Source organism: Xenorhabdus bharatensis (genome assembly GCF_037996705.1).
Lineage (GTDB): Bacteria > Pseudomonadota > Gammaproteobacteria > Enterobacterales > Enterobacteriaceae > Xenorhabdus > Xenorhabdus bharatensis.
Genome location: NZ_JBBMXG010000016.1, coordinates 79302 through 99068, shown reverse-complemented (window position 1 = coordinate 99068; position 19767 = coordinate 79302). Strand labels below are relative to the sequence as shown.

Annotated in this window: 15 protein-coding genes and 1 pseudogene; 12 read left to right on the top strand and 4 right to left on the bottom strand. The window is 45.0% G+C overall.

All coding sequences use genetic code 11. The features are described 5' to 3' along the window. The first annotated feature begins 614 nt into the window (after window positions 1-614). From AAC855_RS15305 to AAC855_RS15280, 6 genes are all read left to right on the top strand, one after another. Window positions 615-1403: an SDR family oxidoreductase gene (locus tag AAC855_RS15305; protein ID WP_340610734.1), complete on the top strand. Its 789-nt coding sequence runs from the start codon at window positions 615-617 to the stop codon at window positions 1401-1403. 78 nt (window positions 1404-1481) lie between these two features. After that, a complete protein-coding gene (locus AAC855_RS15300) occupies window positions 1482-2732 on the top strand; it encodes a styrene monooxygenase/indole monooxygenase family protein (RefSeq protein ID WP_340610732.1) in 1251 nt (416 codons plus the stop codon). A 46-nt stretch (window positions 2733-2778) separates the two neighbouring features. After that, a complete protein-coding gene (locus AAC855_RS15295; RefSeq protein WP_340610730.1) occupies window positions 2779-3372 on the top strand; it encodes a flavin reductase family protein in 594 nt (197 codons plus the stop codon). Continuing rightward, window positions 3369-4169, top strand: coding sequence for a cyclase family protein (locus tag AAC855_RS15290; protein ID WP_340610728.1), 801 nt, complete (start codon window positions 3369-3371; stop codon window positions 4167-4169). The genes AAC855_RS15295 and AAC855_RS15290 overlap by 4 nt, the downstream gene beginning before the upstream one ends. Continuing rightward, complete coding sequence (locus tag AAC855_RS15285) at window positions 4166-5767, top strand: phytoene desaturase family protein (RefSeq protein ID WP_340610727.1); 1602 nt, start codon at window positions 4166-4168, stop codon at window positions 5765-5767. Before AAC855_RS15290 ends, AAC855_RS15285 begins: the two co-directional genes overlap by 4 nt. Before the next feature lie 56 nt (window positions 5768-5823). Then, on the top strand, window positions 5824-6789 hold the full coding sequence (locus AAC855_RS15280; RefSeq protein WP_340610726.1) for a SphA family protein: 966 nt from the start codon (window positions 5824-5826) through the stop codon (window positions 6787-6789). Window positions 6790-6908: 119 nt separating this feature from the next. On the opposite strand, the gene AAC855_RS15275 is transcribed toward AAC855_RS15280, so the two are convergent. Beyond that, window positions 6909-8705, bottom strand: a complete 1797-nt coding sequence (locus AAC855_RS15275; protein WP_340610725.1) for a hypothetical protein — start codon at window positions 8703-8705, stop codon at window positions 6909-6911. Between the two features lie 25 nt (window positions 8706-8730). Continuing rightward, the gene (locus AAC855_RS15270; protein ID WP_340610755.1) at window positions 8731-10917 is read right to left on the bottom strand and encodes a trypsin-like serine protease; all 2187 of its coding nucleotides are present in this window, start codon (window positions 10915-10917) and stop codon (window positions 8731-8733) included. Between the two features lie 786 nt (window positions 10918-11703). Between AAC855_RS15270 and AAC855_RS15265 the strand changes: the two genes are divergently transcribed. The 6 genes from AAC855_RS15265 to AAC855_RS15240 all read left to right on the top strand — a co-directional run bounded on the left by AAC855_RS15265 (window position 11704) and on the right by AAC855_RS15240 (window position 18499). Continuing rightward, entirely contained in the window at window positions 11704-13128 is a 1425-nt protein-coding gene (locus AAC855_RS15265; protein ID WP_340610753.1) for a gamma-aminobutyraldehyde dehydrogenase, read from the top strand. Between the two features lie 15 nt (window positions 13129-13143). Further along, window positions 13144-13944 carry a nuclear transport factor 2 family protein gene (locus tag AAC855_RS15260; protein WP_340610723.1) on the top strand — a complete coding sequence of 267 codons (801 nt, stop codon included), beginning with the start codon at window positions 13144-13146 and terminating at the stop codon, window positions 13942-13944. 596 nt (window positions 13945-14540) lie between these two features. Continuing rightward, window positions 14541-14939 (top strand): DUF805 domain-containing protein, encoded by a 399-nt coding sequence (locus AAC855_RS15255; RefSeq protein WP_340610721.1) that lies wholly within the window; start codon window positions 14541-14543, stop codon window positions 14937-14939. 25 nt (window positions 14940-14964) lie between these two features. Continuing rightward, a complete protein-coding gene (locus tag AAC855_RS15250) occupies window positions 14965-16506 on the top strand; it encodes an NAD(P)/FAD-dependent oxidoreductase (RefSeq protein WP_340610720.1) in 1542 nt (513 codons plus the stop codon). Between the two features lie 544 nt (window positions 16507-17050). Next, window positions 17051-17413, top strand: a complete 363-nt coding sequence (locus tag AAC855_RS15245; RefSeq protein ID WP_340610718.1) for a VOC family protein — start codon at window positions 17051-17053, stop codon at window positions 17411-17413. Window positions 17414-17908: 495 nt separating this feature from the next. Beyond that, window positions 17909-18499: a hypothetical protein gene (locus tag AAC855_RS15240; protein WP_340610717.1), complete on the top strand. Its 591-nt coding sequence runs from the start codon at window positions 17909-17911 to the stop codon at window positions 18497-18499. Between the two features lie 122 nt (window positions 18500-18621). On the opposite strand, the pseudogene AAC855_RS15235 reads toward AAC855_RS15240, so the two are convergent. Together AAC855_RS15235 and AAC855_RS15230 are read right to left on the bottom strand one after the other, a co-directional pair. Further along, window positions 18622-18750, bottom strand: a pseudogene (locus AAC855_RS15235) (IS630 family transposase); the annotation flags it as partial. A 3-nt stretch (window positions 18751-18753) separates the two neighbouring features. Further along, the gene (locus tag AAC855_RS15230) at window positions 18754-19572 is read right to left on the bottom strand and encodes a hypothetical protein (RefSeq protein ID WP_340610715.1); all 819 of its coding nucleotides are present in this window, start codon (window positions 19570-19572) and stop codon (window positions 18754-18756) included. Window positions 19573-19767: the final 195 nt, after the last annotated feature.

Below are 19767 nucleotides of genomic sequence, written 5' to 3'. Positions count from 1 at the left end.
TATTGCTTATAGGGAAGTTTAATTGTTGATGTTTTTTTATTGTGAATGATGTATTGGATGAAATATATTTCTAGCCGAAAATTATAATTGACCAGAACGAGACGGCCGCGTTTTTTTTGTCAAACAAAAGATGGATGAGTCGCAACTCACAACCGTGATTTCGCACACGATATTCATAGTTTCAGGATGATTAGCTCTGCGGGTTACTGATTTCGGTATGATCTGTGATGGAATAAGTTAAACAAAGAGTATTTCATTTCTGCATTTTTAAATTTATTGAAGACATTTTTGAATACCTGCGCTGGATGGATATTTCCTGCAAATATCGGCTATTTGTTCTTATCTTTTTCACGTAATGATACCCACCATGATTTATTAATTATAAGAACACTGAATATGCAAAATATTGGATATTCAGTGTTTATATCTCTGATCGGTTATTTAGTCACGATCTATTCGGACAAAAGCTATTCGGGAAAAAACTATTCAGGAAAAAGCTATTCAGTCAATAATGTGCTTTTTTCTCTATGCCCCGAACTTATTGATTCAACGGATAATTTGTCCTGATGGTTTGCCCTGAATAGCGGTAGATATATGATACGAGGGGATCACTCATGAAAGGATTAAGTAATAAGGTCGCTATTGTTACTGGTGGTGCAACCAAAATAGGTGCGGCCGTTGCCAGAGTATTGAGTGAATATGGTGTTAAGGTTGCTATTTTTGATATTGATCGTGAAGGTGGTAAAAAAGCCTGCGATGTCCGACCTGATGATATTCATTTCTGGCCTGTTGATATTACTGATGACGAACAGCTTTCTCAGGGAATACACGAGGTCGCTGCTTACTATGGCCATCTTAACTGTCTCGTTAATCTTGCGACAACTTATCTGGATGATGGTGCCGATTCCAGTCGCGAAATGTGGCTGACGGCATTGAATATTAATGTGGTCAGCGCTATCAGGGCCGCCCAGTTTGCACATCCGTATTTTATGGCTGCCGGAGGTGGAGCAATTGTTAACTTCACCAGCGTTTCCTCCTTTGTTGCCCAGACAGGTCGTTGGTTATATCCCGCCTCAAAAGCCGCTTTATTACAAGTTACCCGCAGTATGGCAATGGACTATGCCGCTGATCGTATTCGTGTGAATTCCGTTTCACCGGGTTGGACGTGGTCACGGGTCATGGATGAGCTGACTCAAGGCAGTCGCCGGAAAACAGATGAAATTGCCGCAGATTATCACTTACTTGGCCGTGCGGGCGATCCCGAAGAGGTTGCTCAGGTCGTGTCCTTTCTTCTTTCTGATTTGTCGAGTTTTGTGACCGGAGCCGATTACTCCGTTGATGGTGGTTATTCAGTGATGGGACCTGAGCAGGCAAAACCTGCCATTTGCCGTCTGGCGGAATAGTCGCAAATCGTCGTTGTTACAAAACACGGTTGTTACAAAACACCGTTGAAATGAAACACAAGGTAGGAGAAAAATACTATGCGTCGTATCGCTATTGTAGGAGGTGGTCAGGCCGGACTGCCTCTGGCCCTTGGTCTACTTGACAAGGGCTATCAGGTAACCGTAGTGACTAACCGAACGCCTGAAGATGTTCTGAAGGGGCGGGTGATGTCGAGTCAGTGTATGTTCGATTCTTCTTTACAGTTTGAGCGGGAACTGGAGCTGAATAAATGGGAAACACTGTGTCCGCCTGTTGAAGGTATCGGCTTTGCTGTTCCGCATCCGGAAATACCGAATACCAAAGCAATTGACTGGAGCGCCCGGCTCGATAAGTACGCACAAGCGGTTGATCAACGCATTAAAATGCCGTTCTGGATGGAATTGTTTGCTGCCCGTGGCGGTAATTTGGAGATCCGCGATGTTGGTGTTAATGAGTTGGAACAACTGGCATCTACCCATGAACTGGTTATTCTGGCGGGAGGAAAAGGGGAAGTTGTGAGATTACTGGAGCGTGATGCAACCCGTTCTCCCTATGATAAGCCGCAGCGTGCACTGGCATTGACTTATGTGAATGGTATGCTGCCGGTGCCTGAATATTCACGTGTTTCTTTCAATCTGATCCCCGGAGTGGGCGAGTATTTCGTTTTTCCTGCTCTGACTCTGAATGGTCCCTGTGACATTATGGTTTTTGAAGGGATACCAGGAGGAGCAATGGATGGCTGGCAGGAAGCCAGAACGCCGCAGGAGCATCTGGCTTATAGCAGACACATTCTTAAAACCTTTCTGCCGTGGGAAGCCGCGCGTTGCGAAAAGGTGGAACTGACCGATAAGAACGGCGTTCTGGCCGGGCGTTTCGCCCCGATAGTACGCAAACCGGTACTGACATTACCGTCTGGTCGTCAGATTTTTGGGTTGGGTGATGCGGTAGTGACAAACGATCCACTTACCGGACAAGGCTCCAACAATGCGACCAAAGCCTGTCAGGTCTATTACGAATCGATTCTTGCCCGTGGTGACAAACCTTTTACGGCAGAATGGATGAGCGAGACCTTTGAGCGATTCTGGGATTACAGCCAGTATGTTGTGGAATGGACAAACAGTCTGCTCATCCCACCAAAACCTCATATCCTGCATCTACTCGGCGCAGCTCAGCAGCTACCGGCACTTGCCGGCACAATTGCCAATGCTTTCAATCATCCTCCTGTACTGTTTCCGTGGTGGCGGGACAGTGATGCCTGTGAAGCCTACATTAACTCACAGACACAACATGCACAGGTTGCTAATTCTTAAGTAAGGAAGCGATTTAACAAGCTGCCTGAAAAGCAGGGGTTTCCGTGTGGAGAATTTCAGTGTGGAAAAAGTCAACATGACCGTGAATATCCAGAACAGCGAAGCGATGTTATCCGGTGCTGAGTGGGGAATAACCGGATTTGAGGCAAGGGCATTGCGTACTATTCTTGGGAGCTACCCAACCGGTGTTGCCATTGTTGCGACACGAACAGCTGACGGGCGCAATGTCGGTCTGACCATCAATTCATTTGCGTCACTTTCACTGGAGCCACCTTTGATACTTTGGAGTCTGGTCAATCATTCCCCCAATCTGGCTGTATTCCAGAACTGTGAATATTTTACGATCAGCATTCTTAGCTGTGACCATCAGGAACTGGCTCTGCGTTTTGCTAATCCGAGGGTTGAAAATAAGTTTCAGGATATTCCTGTGCAAGAGACGCCGGAAGGGATCCCCGCAATTTGTGGCGCAATAGCAACACTGGTTTGCTCGAACCATCAGCAAACCCATGTTGGTGATCATTTGTTGATGATAGGTCAGGTGAAACGTATTGCCAGCCTTGAAGGTAAACCATTGGTTTTTCACTGCGGTATGTTCACGGAGTTACATGATATGGGGAACAATATGGGAGGAGATGCATGAAAAGCCTGCTAAATATGTTCACCGCAGCGTTGGATCAGGGTGGGGTGAAGGTTATTGATTTGACGCAGACCTTATCGCCTGATTTCCCGGCTTTACAATTACCTGAACAATATGGGCAAGTCTGGTCATTCAAAATGGAGCGTATTTCTTGTTACGACGAAAATGGGCCGGGTTGGTATTGGAATAATTTCAGTTGTGGAGAACATACAGGAACACACTTTGATGCTCCAGCGCATTGGGTTAGCGGCAAAGATTATTCAGATAATACCGTTGATAGCATTCCGCTGCATAATTTTGTGGCACCCGCAGTTGTTGTGGATGCCAGCCAACAGGTGGCAAAAAACCCGGATTGGTTGCTGACAATCGAATTCCTACGGGAATGGGAAAATCAGCACAGGCAGATCCCTGCTGGAGCGTGGTTATTGTTCCGCACTGACTGGTCAAAAAGGGCGGATGATCCCACCCGTTTCCTCAATATGCGTGATGACGGAGCCCATACACCGGGGCCTGATCAGGAAACAGTAGAATGGTTAATCCATAAACGTAATATCCGGGGTTTTGGGGTGGAGACGATCAATACTGATGCCGGGCAATCCTATTCATGGCCCGTGGCTTATCCTTGTCACACCCTGATGCACGGAGCAAATAAATACGGTTTGCAATGCCTGAAAAACCTCGATTTATTACCCCCCGTCGGAACCGTTATTATTGCTGCCCCTCTTAAAATCGAAGGCGGTTCGGGGAGTCCGCTACGCGTTCTGGCGCTGGTTGAACAATCTGATGGAATAACCTCATGAACAGTGCTAAACCTCAAGTCATTATCATCGGCAGTGGAATAAACTCACTGGTATGCGCCGCACTACTGTCCATATGGGGAAAATCAGTGCTGGTACTGGAACGGAATGCTGTGCTCGGTGGGTGTATCCGCACCGAAGAACTTTTCCCCGGTTATATCCATGATGTGCTTTCCTGCTGGTATCCGTTATTTTTGAGTAGCCCGGCTTATCAGGTGCTGAAGCCTGAATTAGAAAAAGTGGGCGTAGAGTTCATGCAAAGTGATTACTCCACTGGGCTGGTTCAGCCGAATGGGCGGGGAATTGCATTAAAGCGAGGTGTGTTACCTGTTGCATTGCAGCTTGATAACATTGCAGGAAAAGACGGAAAAGCCTTTCGTTACATGGTGCAGCAAATTCTTCATGATGATGCTGAATTAGTTTTCAGTTTACTGGGGCAGGATCCTTACGATTTCAGCATCCTCCGGTTACTGTTTAGGGAATGGCGAAAACGCGGTATTGATGGTCTGGTGGAATTTGCCGGTCATTCACTGGAAACGTTCCGGCGTTGGTCTGAACGTGAATTACAGTCCGATTTCATCCGCACCCTGATTGCGCCATGGGCCTTGCATACCGGACTGGGGCCGGATGATGCCAGTTCTGCCCTGATTGGAAAACTCACTTTTGCTTCCGTAGTGTCGGGAGGAATGCCGGTCGTTAAAGGGGGAAGTATCACGATTGTAGAAGCGTTGAAAATGATTATAGAACAGCATGGAGGGCAGCTTCTCACACATACCAACGTTGAACATATTATCACTCACCAGCGGGGGCGAAAATGCCGGGCTTCTGGTGTTATCGCAGAGGACAGGGTTTATCACGCTACCGATGCCGTGGTCTGCAATGTCACTCCGCAACAGCTTTATGGTCACTTACTGGATAACGTTCCTGAGACAGTTCAACAACATGCACAGGGATATCGTTATGGGCGTGGTGGAATGCAGGTTCACTTTGCCCTGAATGCACCCCCGTTATGGTGCAATCCGGAATTATGTCATGTACCGCTAATTCACTTAACAGAAAGTATGCAACAGGTTTGTCTGTCGGTGACACAGGCTAATAACGGTTATTTGCCGGAGCACCCGACATTAGCTATAGGGCAGCCGGTTGCACTTGATCCGGGACGTGCTCCTGAAGGTGGATGGATTTTATGGATTCAGATGCAGGAGTTGCCCACTCACCTGAAAGGGGATGCGCTGGGAGAAATCCCTATTCCCGAAGATGGCAAATGGAATGATGCTGTGCGTGAAGCGTTCGCAGATCGCGTACAGGCTCGTCTGGAGAAAGTCATTCCGGGGTTTTCATCGACCATTGTTGGCCGCAGGGCATATTCTCCGGCAGATTTACAGACATTGAACTGTAATTTGGTGGGGGGAGATCCTTACTCAGGGATTTGTTCACCTGACCAATTTTTCTGGCTGCGTCCCTTTGCTGCGTCAAAAAGGACGAAAGCACATCAGACTTTTATTCGTAATGTCTTTCATATTGGTGCATCAGCACATCCCGGCCCCGGATTAGCAGGAACCTCCGGCTATCTGGTCGCTCGCAGGCTTGCGCGGCGCTGATCAAATTTATTCCTTACATACCATATCTGCTCACTTCCCATTCCGGAGGATCTGTCATGATAAAAATATACACGGCAATAAAAACAAAACTGATAAACACAGGAATAATAAAATATCGGAGAGTGATTCAGCTTACTGCTTTATCATTACTCAGTGTTTCCGTTATGAGTACTTTAGTGGTAAGCCATTCTGTTATGGCGACAGAAGGGGGTGGGGTTGGTATCTATCCGGATGGATTAGATAATTACCTGTCAGGCGCGCTGCCTCCGCCGGGTATTCATGTGCTGCTTTATGGTGGCAATATTCATTATGATCAACTCAGGGGAAATAACGGTTCTCGCCTTCCTGTTCCCGGATTTAAAGTTAATGTGAACGTTCTTGCTCCCCGGTTAGTTCTGGTCACAGATCAACAGATTATGGGCGGCCAACTGGCTTATCATACTATTGTGCCTTTACTGAGCGTGACAGCGGAAGCCGCGGGTAAGCACAGCGATAGTAAAGGAATTGGGGATATCACTTTCGGCCCGGCTCTTGGATATCATCCGGCACCTGATTTAGGCTATGTTATCGGTCTTGATATCAGTGCCCCGACAGGTAGCTATAATCGTCATGACCCTTCCAGTCTGGGAAAAAATCATTGGGCATTTCAGCCTGTCTGGGCGATAAGTTACTTTCCGGCTTATGGTTACAATACCGATTTAAAAGTAATGTATGACATTAATCTGAAAAATAAAAAAACCAATACAAAATCCGGCAGGGCTTTTCATATAGATTATGCACTGGGCTGGGGATTCGGTAATGGTTTAGTCGCTGGTGTTGGCGGTTATGCATTCCAGCAGGTAACAAACGATAGCGGACCCAATTCAGCACAGGGTAAAGCGAGCGCATTTGGTCTGGGTCCTTCCGTCCGTTACGCTAATGATAAAGGCTTGCTGGTGGCCCTGAAATGGCAGAAAGATCTGGTTGTGACTAATCGCCCGGCAGGCTCGCAACTCTTTGTCAAAGTCGCCCTTCCATTTTAGCAATGATTTTTTATGTTTCATCATTATCATCATGTGATCCGAATAAAGGAAGCTACCGGCTGACGATGAAGTCAGCCGGTCATTATGCCTATCTCTGTGTTCACTAAAATGGGGCTACATTATAGGCTATTTGTTGAACCAGTAATTGGGGCGCTGATGATAGAGCCGTATATCTGAACAGCCGTGAAATCTAATCCTCCAGTATTAACGTTGTCCAATATGCATGACCAAGGCGTAGGGATGTGCAACCCTGACGAGTTTGTTGTCACATTAACCAGACACTGAGGCCCTTGTTTAGTGGTCACTTTGACGGTAGCCCCCGGAGTTGCTGTTCCAGAGAGGGTTATCTTATCGCTCCGGTCGCTTGAGTCCTTTTGTTTATGTACTAATAGAGGAGCCGCATTTTTGACGCTGAAAGACGTTTTTGCGGGATCCTGCACTTCCTCTCCGTGGGGACGATATTGTGTAGCAGTGACGTCCCAGGTAGTTCCTACCGCGGGAATGGGATAGTTGCATCCCCAAGTACTTGTGTCAGAAATGGGATGCATATCAGGTTGATCGGGATCTGAGCTTTTTCTACAGTTTTGAGATCTTAGTACCGTCTTAGAATCTCCATCCTTCTGTACAATAAGGTGTACGGTATCGCGAGGTGTTCCCAGTCCATGGATCTGTAAGGACTCACCCCAGTCAGGCACAACTCCATCCACCCCAATCGGATCAATCGAAACCTTAAGCTCTCCGACAGTCAAGTGGTAATATCCTGTATTTGTATTGATCTGACTGCCATATCCATTAAAACTTTGTGTGACGTCCCACTGATAGGTGCCATCAATAAGCGCGGGGAATTTTTTGTCGCAATACCAACCGCCCGATTGATCGGCAGTTGCCGAGCAGCTAAAGGGGGATGCTCCTGCCGGAGTTCCTTCCTCGCGAGGTGTTACCTCGATTTGCGCCCCGGGGGTCGCCCGGCCTCTAATCTCATACGGACCAAGGGTTTTGAAGATAAGTGCATTATCTCTGGGGGAATGTACCTTTAGCTCCGCGAGGATAGTGTATGGTGTTGAAGAGTGCGAAGAGATGCCATCATTCTGAACGGCAACAATTTGTGTTATGCCGTAGGGAAGGGAGCTCGAAGTGCAAGACCAATTACCATTGTATCCTCCCTGCTCTTGAGTGACGGATATGTTTTCGCAGCCGGGGAGCGGATTACCATGAGGAAATCCCTGATGTAAAGTGATGGTATTTCTGATGTCACCAGTACCGCTGAATGTTGCCTTTTCTCTATACATATAAGTCGCGTTTTCACCTTGCTGGTTGATATGCGCGAAGTTGAAGTAGAGCCAAATTTTACCACCATCGTTATTCGGTGCCTTTTGCCAGACATTCAAACAACTATACTCAGAGTCGGGGTCCCCCTCCATTTCGGTGCAAATCGCTCCCGTTACCGGTACACCTAAGGATGAATCAGGGCTTGTTATCTGTGTGCGCCATTCTGCGCCAGAATAGTAATATACATGATCCCAGCGCAGACTAAAGCGACCGGATCCGGTAGGTGCCGGTAAGCCCTCAATCGTTACCTCCCAATCGATATACTTTTCTTTCTGCCAACAACCCCAAAAAAAAAGCTTAAATGTGTTCAAATCTACAAAACGGAATGTTGTTGTCTGATTGGGCTTGACTGTCTGAGCTCCGCCTGTGCTATCTATGCACTTGGTGCTGCTAGGGTGGAGAGTGATAGTCTTATCGGAAAAGTTTTTCAGAAGCACCGTCCACGTTCCGCTTGCATGTGCAGGCGTAGCATTCAACCCGAAACCCAGAATTATGACCATCAACCCGCCAGCCAGAATTCGCAGTAGTGTCGAGATGTTGTCGCGTATTGCGGAGTTTTTTACTCCTATTGTCCGATTTTTATTCATTGTTTTACTCCTTCGTTTTCATAGCTCAGTTGACAGATGCGCCGATACTGACGAAGACGGGAAGCGAATAGGTTTCGTGCTCACTTTTGTCGGCGAATGTGGTCTTGATATGAGCGATATACCAGCCTGAGTCTTCTTCTGTCGGGTAGGTGTTTTTTTGCCCGAAAACCAAAGTGGCAATGTATTTATGTTCTTTCTCTTTTCCGTAAGATTGAAGCGGTAATGAGAATAAGCGGTTGCTAATGTTCGGAGTGTATTTTCGGGTTGCCGGGTCTAATTTTTCCCACGTGACCTGTGCATCGGTCGGGGCTGGATGAGCGGTAAACAACACCTCGATTTCCGCATCTCCGGCACTGTTGGTATATCCCACCACTTCTCCATAGGGGACTGGTGTCTGATCCAACAATAATGGTATTACCTGACTGCTGATGACCACATGTACTGGCTGACTTATGCTTTCACCCAGGTTATTGGTTGCCCGCAGGCGGTACCATCCTGAGTTATTTTCTGTTGCTGGATCATCCTTTGTTCCGAACACCATCTGCACACTGTTTTGCCCTGACATGCCTATCCACCGACCACCGGGTATAAACTTCCCGTCCGGGCTATCCGCCCACTCCCACTGGAGGGAACCCTCTTTCGTATCGGGATCCACAGAATTGAACAACGCTGTTACAGACCCAGAACCGATTGTCCCTTCGGTGATATAGAGTGTTTCCTCTGGCTCTGGGAACTGGCATGTCTGTATCGGTTTATTGATCTGCACACCGCGTGTGTCTGCGTCTGCTGCAAACGGATTGCCGTGTTCATCGGCACCCACGACAGCAGTGACGTTGGGTAATGTATACAGTGGCAGCACGACGACTCGCCACGGGCCTGTATCCGTGGCACTGGTCACCTGAAACACAGCTTCGCGTTTGTCCGTATCCGGCAAATGTGACCATGATGACCACGCACCGCCTGCTGTTTTTCCCTGAAAGAACACACGATATCCTGCTGCTGGTATGCCTGATGCTGCCAGTGCTTCATCCCAGGATGCGTGAACAGCGTTCTTTCCTGCGTTGTTAGCAGCAATCACTTTCAGGTTAGTGGGCATCGTGTACTTATCTGTAATTGAGCCTATAAGGCTGCTCGGCAGGTTAGCCGCTGGAAAGTGATTCTTGCCCACTAATTGGGGTGGGTCTCCAATCAACGGCAACACCGTTGCCCGCCACAACGCGTTCTGTTCTACCTCTAGCTCTATTTTCTTTGTCTTAGGATCAAGTATGTCCTTGTGCTTGGCATCCGACCATGATGCCCCGTCCTTTACCTTTTGCCAAAAAACACGCCAACCAGATAAATCAGCATCTGATATCGCACTATTGGCTACGCCAGATCCTCCAGACCCTCCCGGTCCTTGCCAACGAGCAATGCTCCACCCAAGAGTAAAGCGGAAAAAGTTGCTTATTGTTATTGGTTGCCCTAACGATATTGATTCCAGACTAAGGTTCTCAATAAAAGAGAGGTTATCTTCTAAAGGAACAAAAATCGTATGGCTTGGAGGGGTCACACCTGGTGGTTCTCCCCCAGTGATGAGTCCAATAACCACAAGACCGCGCTGCGGATCATTGAACATGATAGGCCCGCCAGAGTCACCCTGAGCCGATGACCCCCATCTGGGTTCGAAGGCGGCTAGTACTTCACGCCCCCTATAATATTCAACAGGCCGGACACTTTCCGTAGTAGCGAAGAACGCGTGAAAAGTGTCTGGCTCAAGCAAAGGGTTATCTCTGCTTAGACCAGCAAAGCCAAATCCAATGACCTGCTGTGGCTCAAGGTTTCCCTCGGTAATAGGTAGCTGATAAAACAGACCCAACGGCGCATACGACCTTAATACAAGGGGTTCTTCTAAGTGAAGAGCCATGAGATCTCCATGGCTACCTCTGCTCATAATTATATCGGCATATATACCGGGTTCGTAATCAGGGTACCACCTACCTGACTCTGTAAGTGGCCTTCCATGACGTCGGAGATGATATATGAAAAAGAATTGATCTTCATTATTATCGATGTCGTGTGGATTTAGATGACTAGCTGTTAATACCCAGTCGGGGCTGACGACTATACCACTTCCTACTACACGACGCCTTGTTCGCGAACCTAGTGGCGTATAAGTAACGATTATTCGAACTATCCAGGGAAATAATTGAGGGTTTATAGGAGCATGGCTCATAATAAGTTCATGATTATTCATGATAATAAGCCTCCCGTATTCTTGGAGGAAAAAAGGTAAGAAGAAATATTCGGATCTGGCAAGAGAGTGTTTTATCTGCGATGAGCGCCTGGTAACCCGTAGAAATAAAACCAAGAATATGAGTTCCAACATGGCAACTTATCTGACGAGTTTGTACAGGCTGCATGATTAGTCTCGCAGCGTGAATTTGGCCCTTTATACGGGTATTCAGATAGTGAGTAGGGTGCATTTTGATGTTCTCCGATCAAATAGGTTGGTCAGAGTTGGCTGATCAAAGATAAGTCCATCAAAATTTACCTTAAATAAGACGTTCATATCGCCCCCTTTTTTGATGAAAATATTTAAAATAAGAATTCTTATTACTTCATCACTAATAGAGAACTGAAATGACAATGACTAATAGCAAATAGGTTATTTACCTATTTGCGTTAGTATAAAGAAGTCCCGCGAACAAACGTAGCTCAAAAAACAATCGATAATTAAAGTTATTTAAGTGTCTGACCACAACTTTTAAGCCGTGCCCGATTATTGGCTCAGTTATACCTGACCATAGAATCACCTGCCTCAACCTGCCTGAAATCTTCGATCCTTCTCACAGATTTGCATAATTTTCCTGCGAAAAATGCCTGAAAGTTACACGTATGTATCTAATGGCTCACATGTTTTTACATTTTTGATACATATTTGACTGCGGCATAACCATTAAATATATTAATTTATAGGTTATATTTCATACATTAACCCTATCAGGAGATAAGCATGTCGATAGCCACTCTCAGGCATTTTATTAATGGGCAGTATATTGAATCTAAAGGTTCTGAATATTTTGATTTGGTCAGTCCGGTCACCGGTGAATCTTATGCACGTTCTCCTAATGCGAATGCTGAAGATGTTAATAATGCTTATGCATCAGCTAAAGCGGCATTTAAAGTATGGGGCCGGAGTACCCCTTCTGAGCGCCAGAAGGCACTGTTAGCACTGGCTGATTCGGTAGAAAAAAACGCTGAACGTTTGATTGAAGTGCAAAGCCGCAATACCGGGCAGCTCAAACATCTGATTGCCTCTGAGGAAGTGGCAACTTCGGCTGACCATATCCGTTTTTTCGCTGGTGCCGCCCGCTTTTTGGAAGGTAAGGCAACAGCGGAATATCTTTCCGGTATGACCAGTAGTATCCGACGTGAGCCATTGGGCGTAGTGGGGCAGGTTACTCCATGGAATTACCCATTAATGATGGCAGTTTGGAAAATTGCACCTGCTCTGGCCGCTGGCAATACGGTTGTACTTAAGCCGAGTGATACTACGCCGGAAAGCACTTTGTTGCTGGCTGAGCTGGCTGCTCCGTTCTTTCCTGTCGGGACGTTCAATGTAGTACTGGGCAATGCCAGTGCAGGTGCTCTGGTTGTTTCACATAAAACCCCGGCTATGGTTTCCATCACTGGCTCTGTACGGGCTGGTTTGCAGGTTGCTTCTTCAGCAGCAGCTAATCTCACCCGATCGCATCTGGAATTGGGAGGTAAAGCACCGGTCATTGTTTTTGCCGATGCGGATCTGGACAAAGTGGTGGAAACCATTGCTATTGCGGGGTACTTCAACGCCGGTCAGGACTGCACAGCCGCTTCGCGCGTGTTGGTGCATGAATCTGTATACGATACGTTCATAACGAAATTAGTCGCGGCGGCTAAAGCGACGCGTTTTGGCGACCCTGAAGATGAAGAAGCGCTATATGGCCCACTTAACAATATTCGCCAGTTGGAACAGGTTAAGGGATTTATTGCACGTCGGCCTGCTTATGCCCGTATCGAAACAGGAGGTCGTCAGGCTGAACGTCCGGGATATTACTTTGAACCTACGGTAATCACTGGTCTGGAGCAGCATGATGAAATGATTCAGAACGAAATTTTTGGCCCGGTTATCACAGTACAAAAATTCAAAACAGAAGAAGAAGCGATCGATAAAGCCAACGATGTGAAATACGGGTTAGCTTCCAGTGTCTGGACTCGTGATCATGCCCGGACATTACGCCTGTCCCGTGAGCTTGATTTTGGCACAGTCTGGATTAACGCCCATATTCCTCTTGCAGCAGAGGCCCCACACGGCGGTTTTAAACACTCCGGATACGGTAAAGATCTGTCGGCTTATGGTTTCGATGAATATACGCGTATCAAACACGTGATGAGTTCCAACGATTAATGCGGAGCATCCATAATGAATCAGGCTATAAATCAGGTTATATCTTCACGCGATGTAGTAGCGCGTAATGTAGTAGCGCGTGCACATCGTGAACTGTTTACTGACCGTGATGTAGGCGCACTTGAACGTTATTTTTCGCCGGACTTCATTGAACATTCCCCACTGGTCAGAGATGGCCTTGCTGGCCTGCGTGAGCTGGTTCAGACACACCCAGAACTTCATCACGAAGCCTACCGCGTATTACAGGATGGTGATCTGGTCGCTATCCACGGTCGTTTTACAGGGTTAGATACTCAGCCGTTGGTTGGCTTCGATTTGTATCGGGTTGTTGATGGTTTAATCGTGGAGCACTGGGATGGTTTAGTGCCACAGGCAGCACCTAATGCCAGCGGTCGGACTCAATTAGATGGCCCGACTGAAGCGGGTGACAACCACGACAAGGAAAAAAATCGTAAGCTGGTAGTCAATTTCTTCAGACGTGCTCTGATTGAAGGAGACTATGGTGAATTTATTACCTACACCAATGGTGAGGCATTCCGTCAGCATAGCCCGGATATATCTGATGGTGCGGCAGCGGTTATTGAATTTCTTCAGCAACTGAAAGATGAAGGAAATGGGCTGCATTATACAAAAATCCACCGCACCGTCGCTGACGGTCAGTTTGTTCTGACTCATTCAGAAGGAAGTATTGCCGGAGAACGTCATAGCTACTTTGAATTATGGCGTGTTGAGGAGGGTAAAATCGCCGAACTTTGGGATGCTATCACACCGGTACCGGAGGATGGGCAAGCATTACATCGTTACGGCATTTTTTAGCGTTAGCCTTGCGGAAATTACGTACACTCTTCAATCAGAAATTGGGTAATGGCTGGGGTGAGCGGGCGCAGCCAACAAAGAGGTCACTTGAAAGACGAATTGTATATGTCCCGCTCGAACAGGCCCGGCTCGCCAGTCAGGAGCTGGTAATTCAGGCTGAGAGGGGGCCTTTAAACGTAATTTTGTAACTATATGAAATTGTTTACAATGAAATTAATTGCTATTTAGTGTACAATATTGACCGCGCTCTACAAGGAAGACAGTCTTACCTGTTATCGGCTGGCACAGAAGATGATGACCCGAATTAACGATTATCTACTTGAATATAAAGAACATATGGATACTGAAATATCATTCAGGCAGAAGCCTAATCTCGAGTAATACAGTCGTATCGATACCTGAACTTCTGAAAATGGAAAATCATATATAAGCATGTATATGTAAAACAGGTAAGACGAATTCTGGACGATATCCGGTTCACGGTGCAGGAGGTTTGCTGTTCTGGTGAAACGGATGAATAAAACAGCGCATATTTTGTTGGCATAAATATACATGGAGGTCAGGTGGAACCAGAAGATTTATAAGAGAGGAGAATAATGCATTGGTATTTAAACGTATTAAAGAATTATGCCTGCTTCAGGGGGAGAGCACAGCGTAAGGATTTTTGGTATTTCATTTTGTTTCAGATTCTGGCAGTTCTTATCATTTCTTTTCTGGAAAGATTATTAGCTGTTGCTAATCCCGAAATTTATATGGGCTGGTTCAGCGCCATTTATCTACTACTCACATTTTTGCCAGCACTGGCAGTAGGTGCACGTCGATTGCACGATATCAACTGTAGTGCCTGGTGGCTACTTTTACATCTTATCCCGTTTGTTGGCACTGTTATTTTATTGATTCTCGCCACGTTGAAAGGATCGGCGGGTAGCAATAAATACGGCTCAGAGAGCTGGATTCACTCACAAAAAAATACCCCGGATCAGGTTAACGGGTGATTTCAGGTCATACAGGAGCGCTAAAATGACAATGAACAGAAGAGATTTTATTTCTAATGCTGCAACGCTTGCAGGCGCGGGCGTGCTTTCTTCCCTATTTCCCACGACATCTTTACTTGCCGGAGAATTAACCAAGATTGGTACTCTGGCCGCCGGTATTGATCAACTCCGGCCCAAGCTATTACAGGATGCTCAGGCCAGACCCAGTCGTCTGGGGCTGGATCCCCGCATCTGGAACTGGCATAGAGACATAGCGGCTATCGACATGCCAGCTAACTACTATGAGGCTTCACTTGCTGACTGGCCCGCCTTTGGCAGTCTTCCCGGAGATCAAAGCTGCGAGGTTGTTGTTATTGGTGGTGGATTGCTGGGAGTTTCCACGGCGTTACATCTGGCTGAAGCGGGTGTGGATGTCATTCTGGTTGAAAAAGATAACATTGGCTCAGGAGCTTCTGGACGTAACGGGGGGCAGATGACACCCGGAATTGCTCGCTGGTCAGCTGAAACTATACTGGAAAAATTTTCACCCGAAGAAGCCAGGCGTTTATGGCAATTTACCTCGGTTGAAGCAATGGATCTTGTGGATGAGATTCGTGAACGTTATGGCTTTGAGTGTGACCGTAAATATGGTCATATTACGGCGGCGATCCATCCGGGTCATATGGGGCCATTAGTGGCTAATGCCGATGCACGGCGTCGATTGGGCGATAAAATGGTGAAGGTTATTGGCCCATACGAATTGCAAGAAGAGTATGTACGCTCGGATATTTATCACGGTGCCAATATCGACAGTATCAGCGGACAGGTTCAGCCCCTCGCGTTATTACGAGGCTTGGCATATGGTTTTGCCGGGCTTGGTGGACGAATATATGACAACACAAAAGTGACCGGTATCAGGCAGGAAGACCACGGTGCGGTTATTGAAACCAGTCAGGGAACTATCAGGGCGAGTAAAGCCGTGGTACTTGGGGTACATGCCTCTACGGGTGAGTTTATCTCAGGCGCATCCACTACGGTGCCTTTTTTCACTTATGTGGCGGTCACTTCACCGTTGCCGATGCCTATCAAAGAATTGCTCCCGTCAGATCTGCCTGTTTACGATACGCAGTTACAGATAGACTATTATCGTTCAGTACGCAACAACCGCCTGCTGTTTGGCGGGCAGGGCACGGGCAATTCTTGGTCATCCCGTGATGTAAACAACTATTTGCTTGATCGTATCAGAACTGTATTTCCGCAGCTGGAGAAACCCGAGCTGGAATATTCTTGGGGCGGGATCAGTGACCTGACCCTGAATGGTGCGGCTGATGCCCGTAAAAGCGATGATAACACCCCTGTATACATGGTACATGGCTGGAGTGGTCATGGTGTAGCGCAGACGGTACGCATTGGTAAAGCAATCAGTGACGATTTCACTGGCCGCAATCGGGATTTTAACATGCTGACCAGCATTGACCACACGAGCATTCCATTGGGTTCCTATTTCTCCCCAGTGGTTATTCCGTTGATTAAGGGTGCTCTGGGAGTCATGAGTACATTTAATCCGGCAGATATGGTTTCCTTTTAAATATTTAAGAATGGAAACTGAAGATTAGAGGCTATTGACGTTTTACGTTTACAATTTATTTAACTCATACTGAACTTAAAGTGACAATCTGATAATAATAAACGCCAGTAATTGATATACTGGCGTCATTGTGTTCCAATTTATTAATACTATTCATGTTTTTTTTAAAATTACTATCGATTATCACACTAATAACATTACCTGTTAAATTGGGAAAATCCATCAGTGTGATTCCAATAGCAACCCCCTGTATATTTCCATGTTTATTTAATATGTTTATGAATTCAGCATTTAATATATTAGTTGCATTTGAGGTTAAAATGTATCTCTGTTTATTTTATTATAGCGAATAATATTAATTTGAAATAAAAATCAAGACAGCTATTGATTAATGTAAAAACAATGAAATATAAAAATAATAGTGTTATTTTATTATTGTTTTTATAGGCATAAAATGATTTTTACTCTTAATTGGCGTATTTGCCGTCACGAGGCAACTTTAAATCTATTGGTCTATACCCGCTACCTTTAAGGAGAACTTATCATGACTTTATTAAAGATAGATCATGTCCAACTTGCGATGCCTAAAGGAGAAGAAGAGACAGCCCGTAAATTTTATATCGATATTCTCGGATTGGCTGAGATACAAAAGCCGGCAAACTTGGCTAAACGCGGCGGTTGTTGGTTTATCAGCGGTGAAGTTCAGGTTCATTTAGGGGTACAGGAAGATTTTTATCCCGGAACTAAAGCACACCCTGCTTTTCTGGTTGATAACCTCAATCAGCTACGAAAATTGTGTACTGATGCCGGGTACACATGTCAGGATGATGTACCCATTGTAGGGTTTAATCGGTTTCATGTTTATGATCCGTTCGGAAACAGAATTGAGTTAATTAGTCAGATCTAGCCATATAGACAATGGACTCAAGATGCATCGCGGCGGCGAGAGAGTAACAAATTCGTCGGGAACGAATTTGACCAGCCAAAGACAAGAGCCTTTCATTAATCTCAGGGAGCATAGATAACTATGTTACCGGGGGAGTGAGTACAGCCAACAAAGAGGCCACTTGAAAGACGAAGTGTATATACGCAATTAACTTGAAGATGCAGGAATTAAAATCTGAAAATTATCTGTTAGGTGACGTTACCTATTTTCAAGAATACGCAAGGCCTGTGCAATCATCTGAACTGTCCAGCTTTGTATTTTAAATATACACGCGATTGTATCTTTCCTTGCACAACCAACCCCCAACATTTAAGCTGAAATTCATTGCAAAAGCGGGAATCTAACTCACTTTTTAGAAAAAAGAGGTATAGCAATATATTTATATTTTTAACACTATGGGGCATATTATCTCTTTGTTAATTCGAAATAATATTAGAAAAATAAGAAGGAAATATTATGATAACAATAGATCAAGCTAATAAAATAAATCATGATGTGAGAGAACATTTTCGATATGGGTACAAATCAGGTAACAAGGTTTATTCGTTGGTTTATGGTAGTAAGAGTTATGAACGAAAAAATTACCGCAATGACCATGCCCTAGATGCTGACACATGCATTGAGATGCAGCGAACAGACAGTTTCACCGTACATGATATGATTGCTATGCCCCCTGAAGAACGGGCTGGCAATTGTCAGGAGTATACCGATCTTGCCGTGTATTTTGCGACTAATATCGATTTGGTTAGTACCATTTGGGTATTTGGCTGTGATGAATATCCTGAAGACGAAAGCACTGATGGAGTGAGCCATACATTTTGTGTTTTTAACTTATCTGTGATTCCAAACAATCTTCCACGCCTAAACAATATGTCTTCTGCAAACTTTCCCTCTGATGCGATTGTTTGCGATCCATGGGCGAATATAGTGTGTCTTTGCGCTGATTATCCAAGAAAACTAAGGAATAAGGTGTTTAAGTGGTATGTAAGTGGTAAGAACATTCATTTAAGAATGCAACCAATATCTGCGATAGAATGGGGGGCGTAGATGCTTGAACGCTCCCACGGAGTTTACTCAAAAACGTTAATTTGTAGTAATTCAGATTTGACCCGGCATTTTCCACTATTCAGCCGCGTATTTTGCATCTTAATCACTAGCTCAAGCTCTTTTAATTTTGTAGACAGGGTCGGATGCACAGCATCAATAAACAAAATCGCCTCATGTTGGCCGCATTCAGCCTTCAGAATGTTGTAGGTCTCAATACATTGTTGCTGTTTATCTGCATCGAATTTATGAGGCGTTCACATCGGCTGACTAATGGGTAAGCGTAATATTTCGGCTGAAAGATGAGAGCCTAATTTCATAACTTCAATAATATAATCACGTTGGATTTCACATGTTAATCTGGGTTTTTTAGACAGTTCATGAAGATCTTCAACATAAACAAAATCTCCATATTTATTAGATAATAGTGTTAAAATCTTTTCAGATTCACCTTTAACCTGTTCAGCAGGTAATCTATCAATTTGAATACCCTTAGCAATAGAATCTGCGAAACTCTCAAGATAGTTCTTTTGTTTTGCAAAATCTTTATCTATAGTTGCTATTACCTCAGGCGCTGGGTTTCCAATAATTCCGGGAGATATCATTTGGAAACAGAGAATTCCAGTAGGATCAACGGATAGAAAATCAGTATAAGCTCCAATAAGATAAAGACCATATTCACGCATAGCTTCATCCGAGATTATATTGAAAGATTTATTAATTTTATCCCCAAACGCTTTTCCTGCTTCAAGATGCGCTTTCATATTTTTTTCAGAGTAATCATCATTATAATATTTTATAATTGGAGATCGAGAGTATACTAAAAAATATAATTTTTCGAATTCGTCAGGGACAATTTTTCGCATCGCACTAAAATAAGGATTTCTTTTTATTAATGCATTTTTATTTTGTGTTTCCTTTGAGTCTTCATAGCATTGCATTAAAAGAGTTCCCACCAAAACCAATCCAATAGCATAATACATGCTATTATATTTAAATGAATTTTTTCTATAAAAAATCACGGGTGTTAGTAACGCTAATAGACCTAAAAATGCTAAAATAAACTCAAGTAACATGTATCCTCCACCAAATTAAAATAATGACTATGAATAATACTATTCTCTGGCGTAATCTAAAAACCAAGAGTGAAGTTTTGATTGGAAATTGCACTGCCATTTACGCCTAACATGTTTAAATTATGTTATTTTCATGGGTGATAAACAATAACTTTGTTCAGATATGGGATATTACAAAAAATATATCCATGTCAG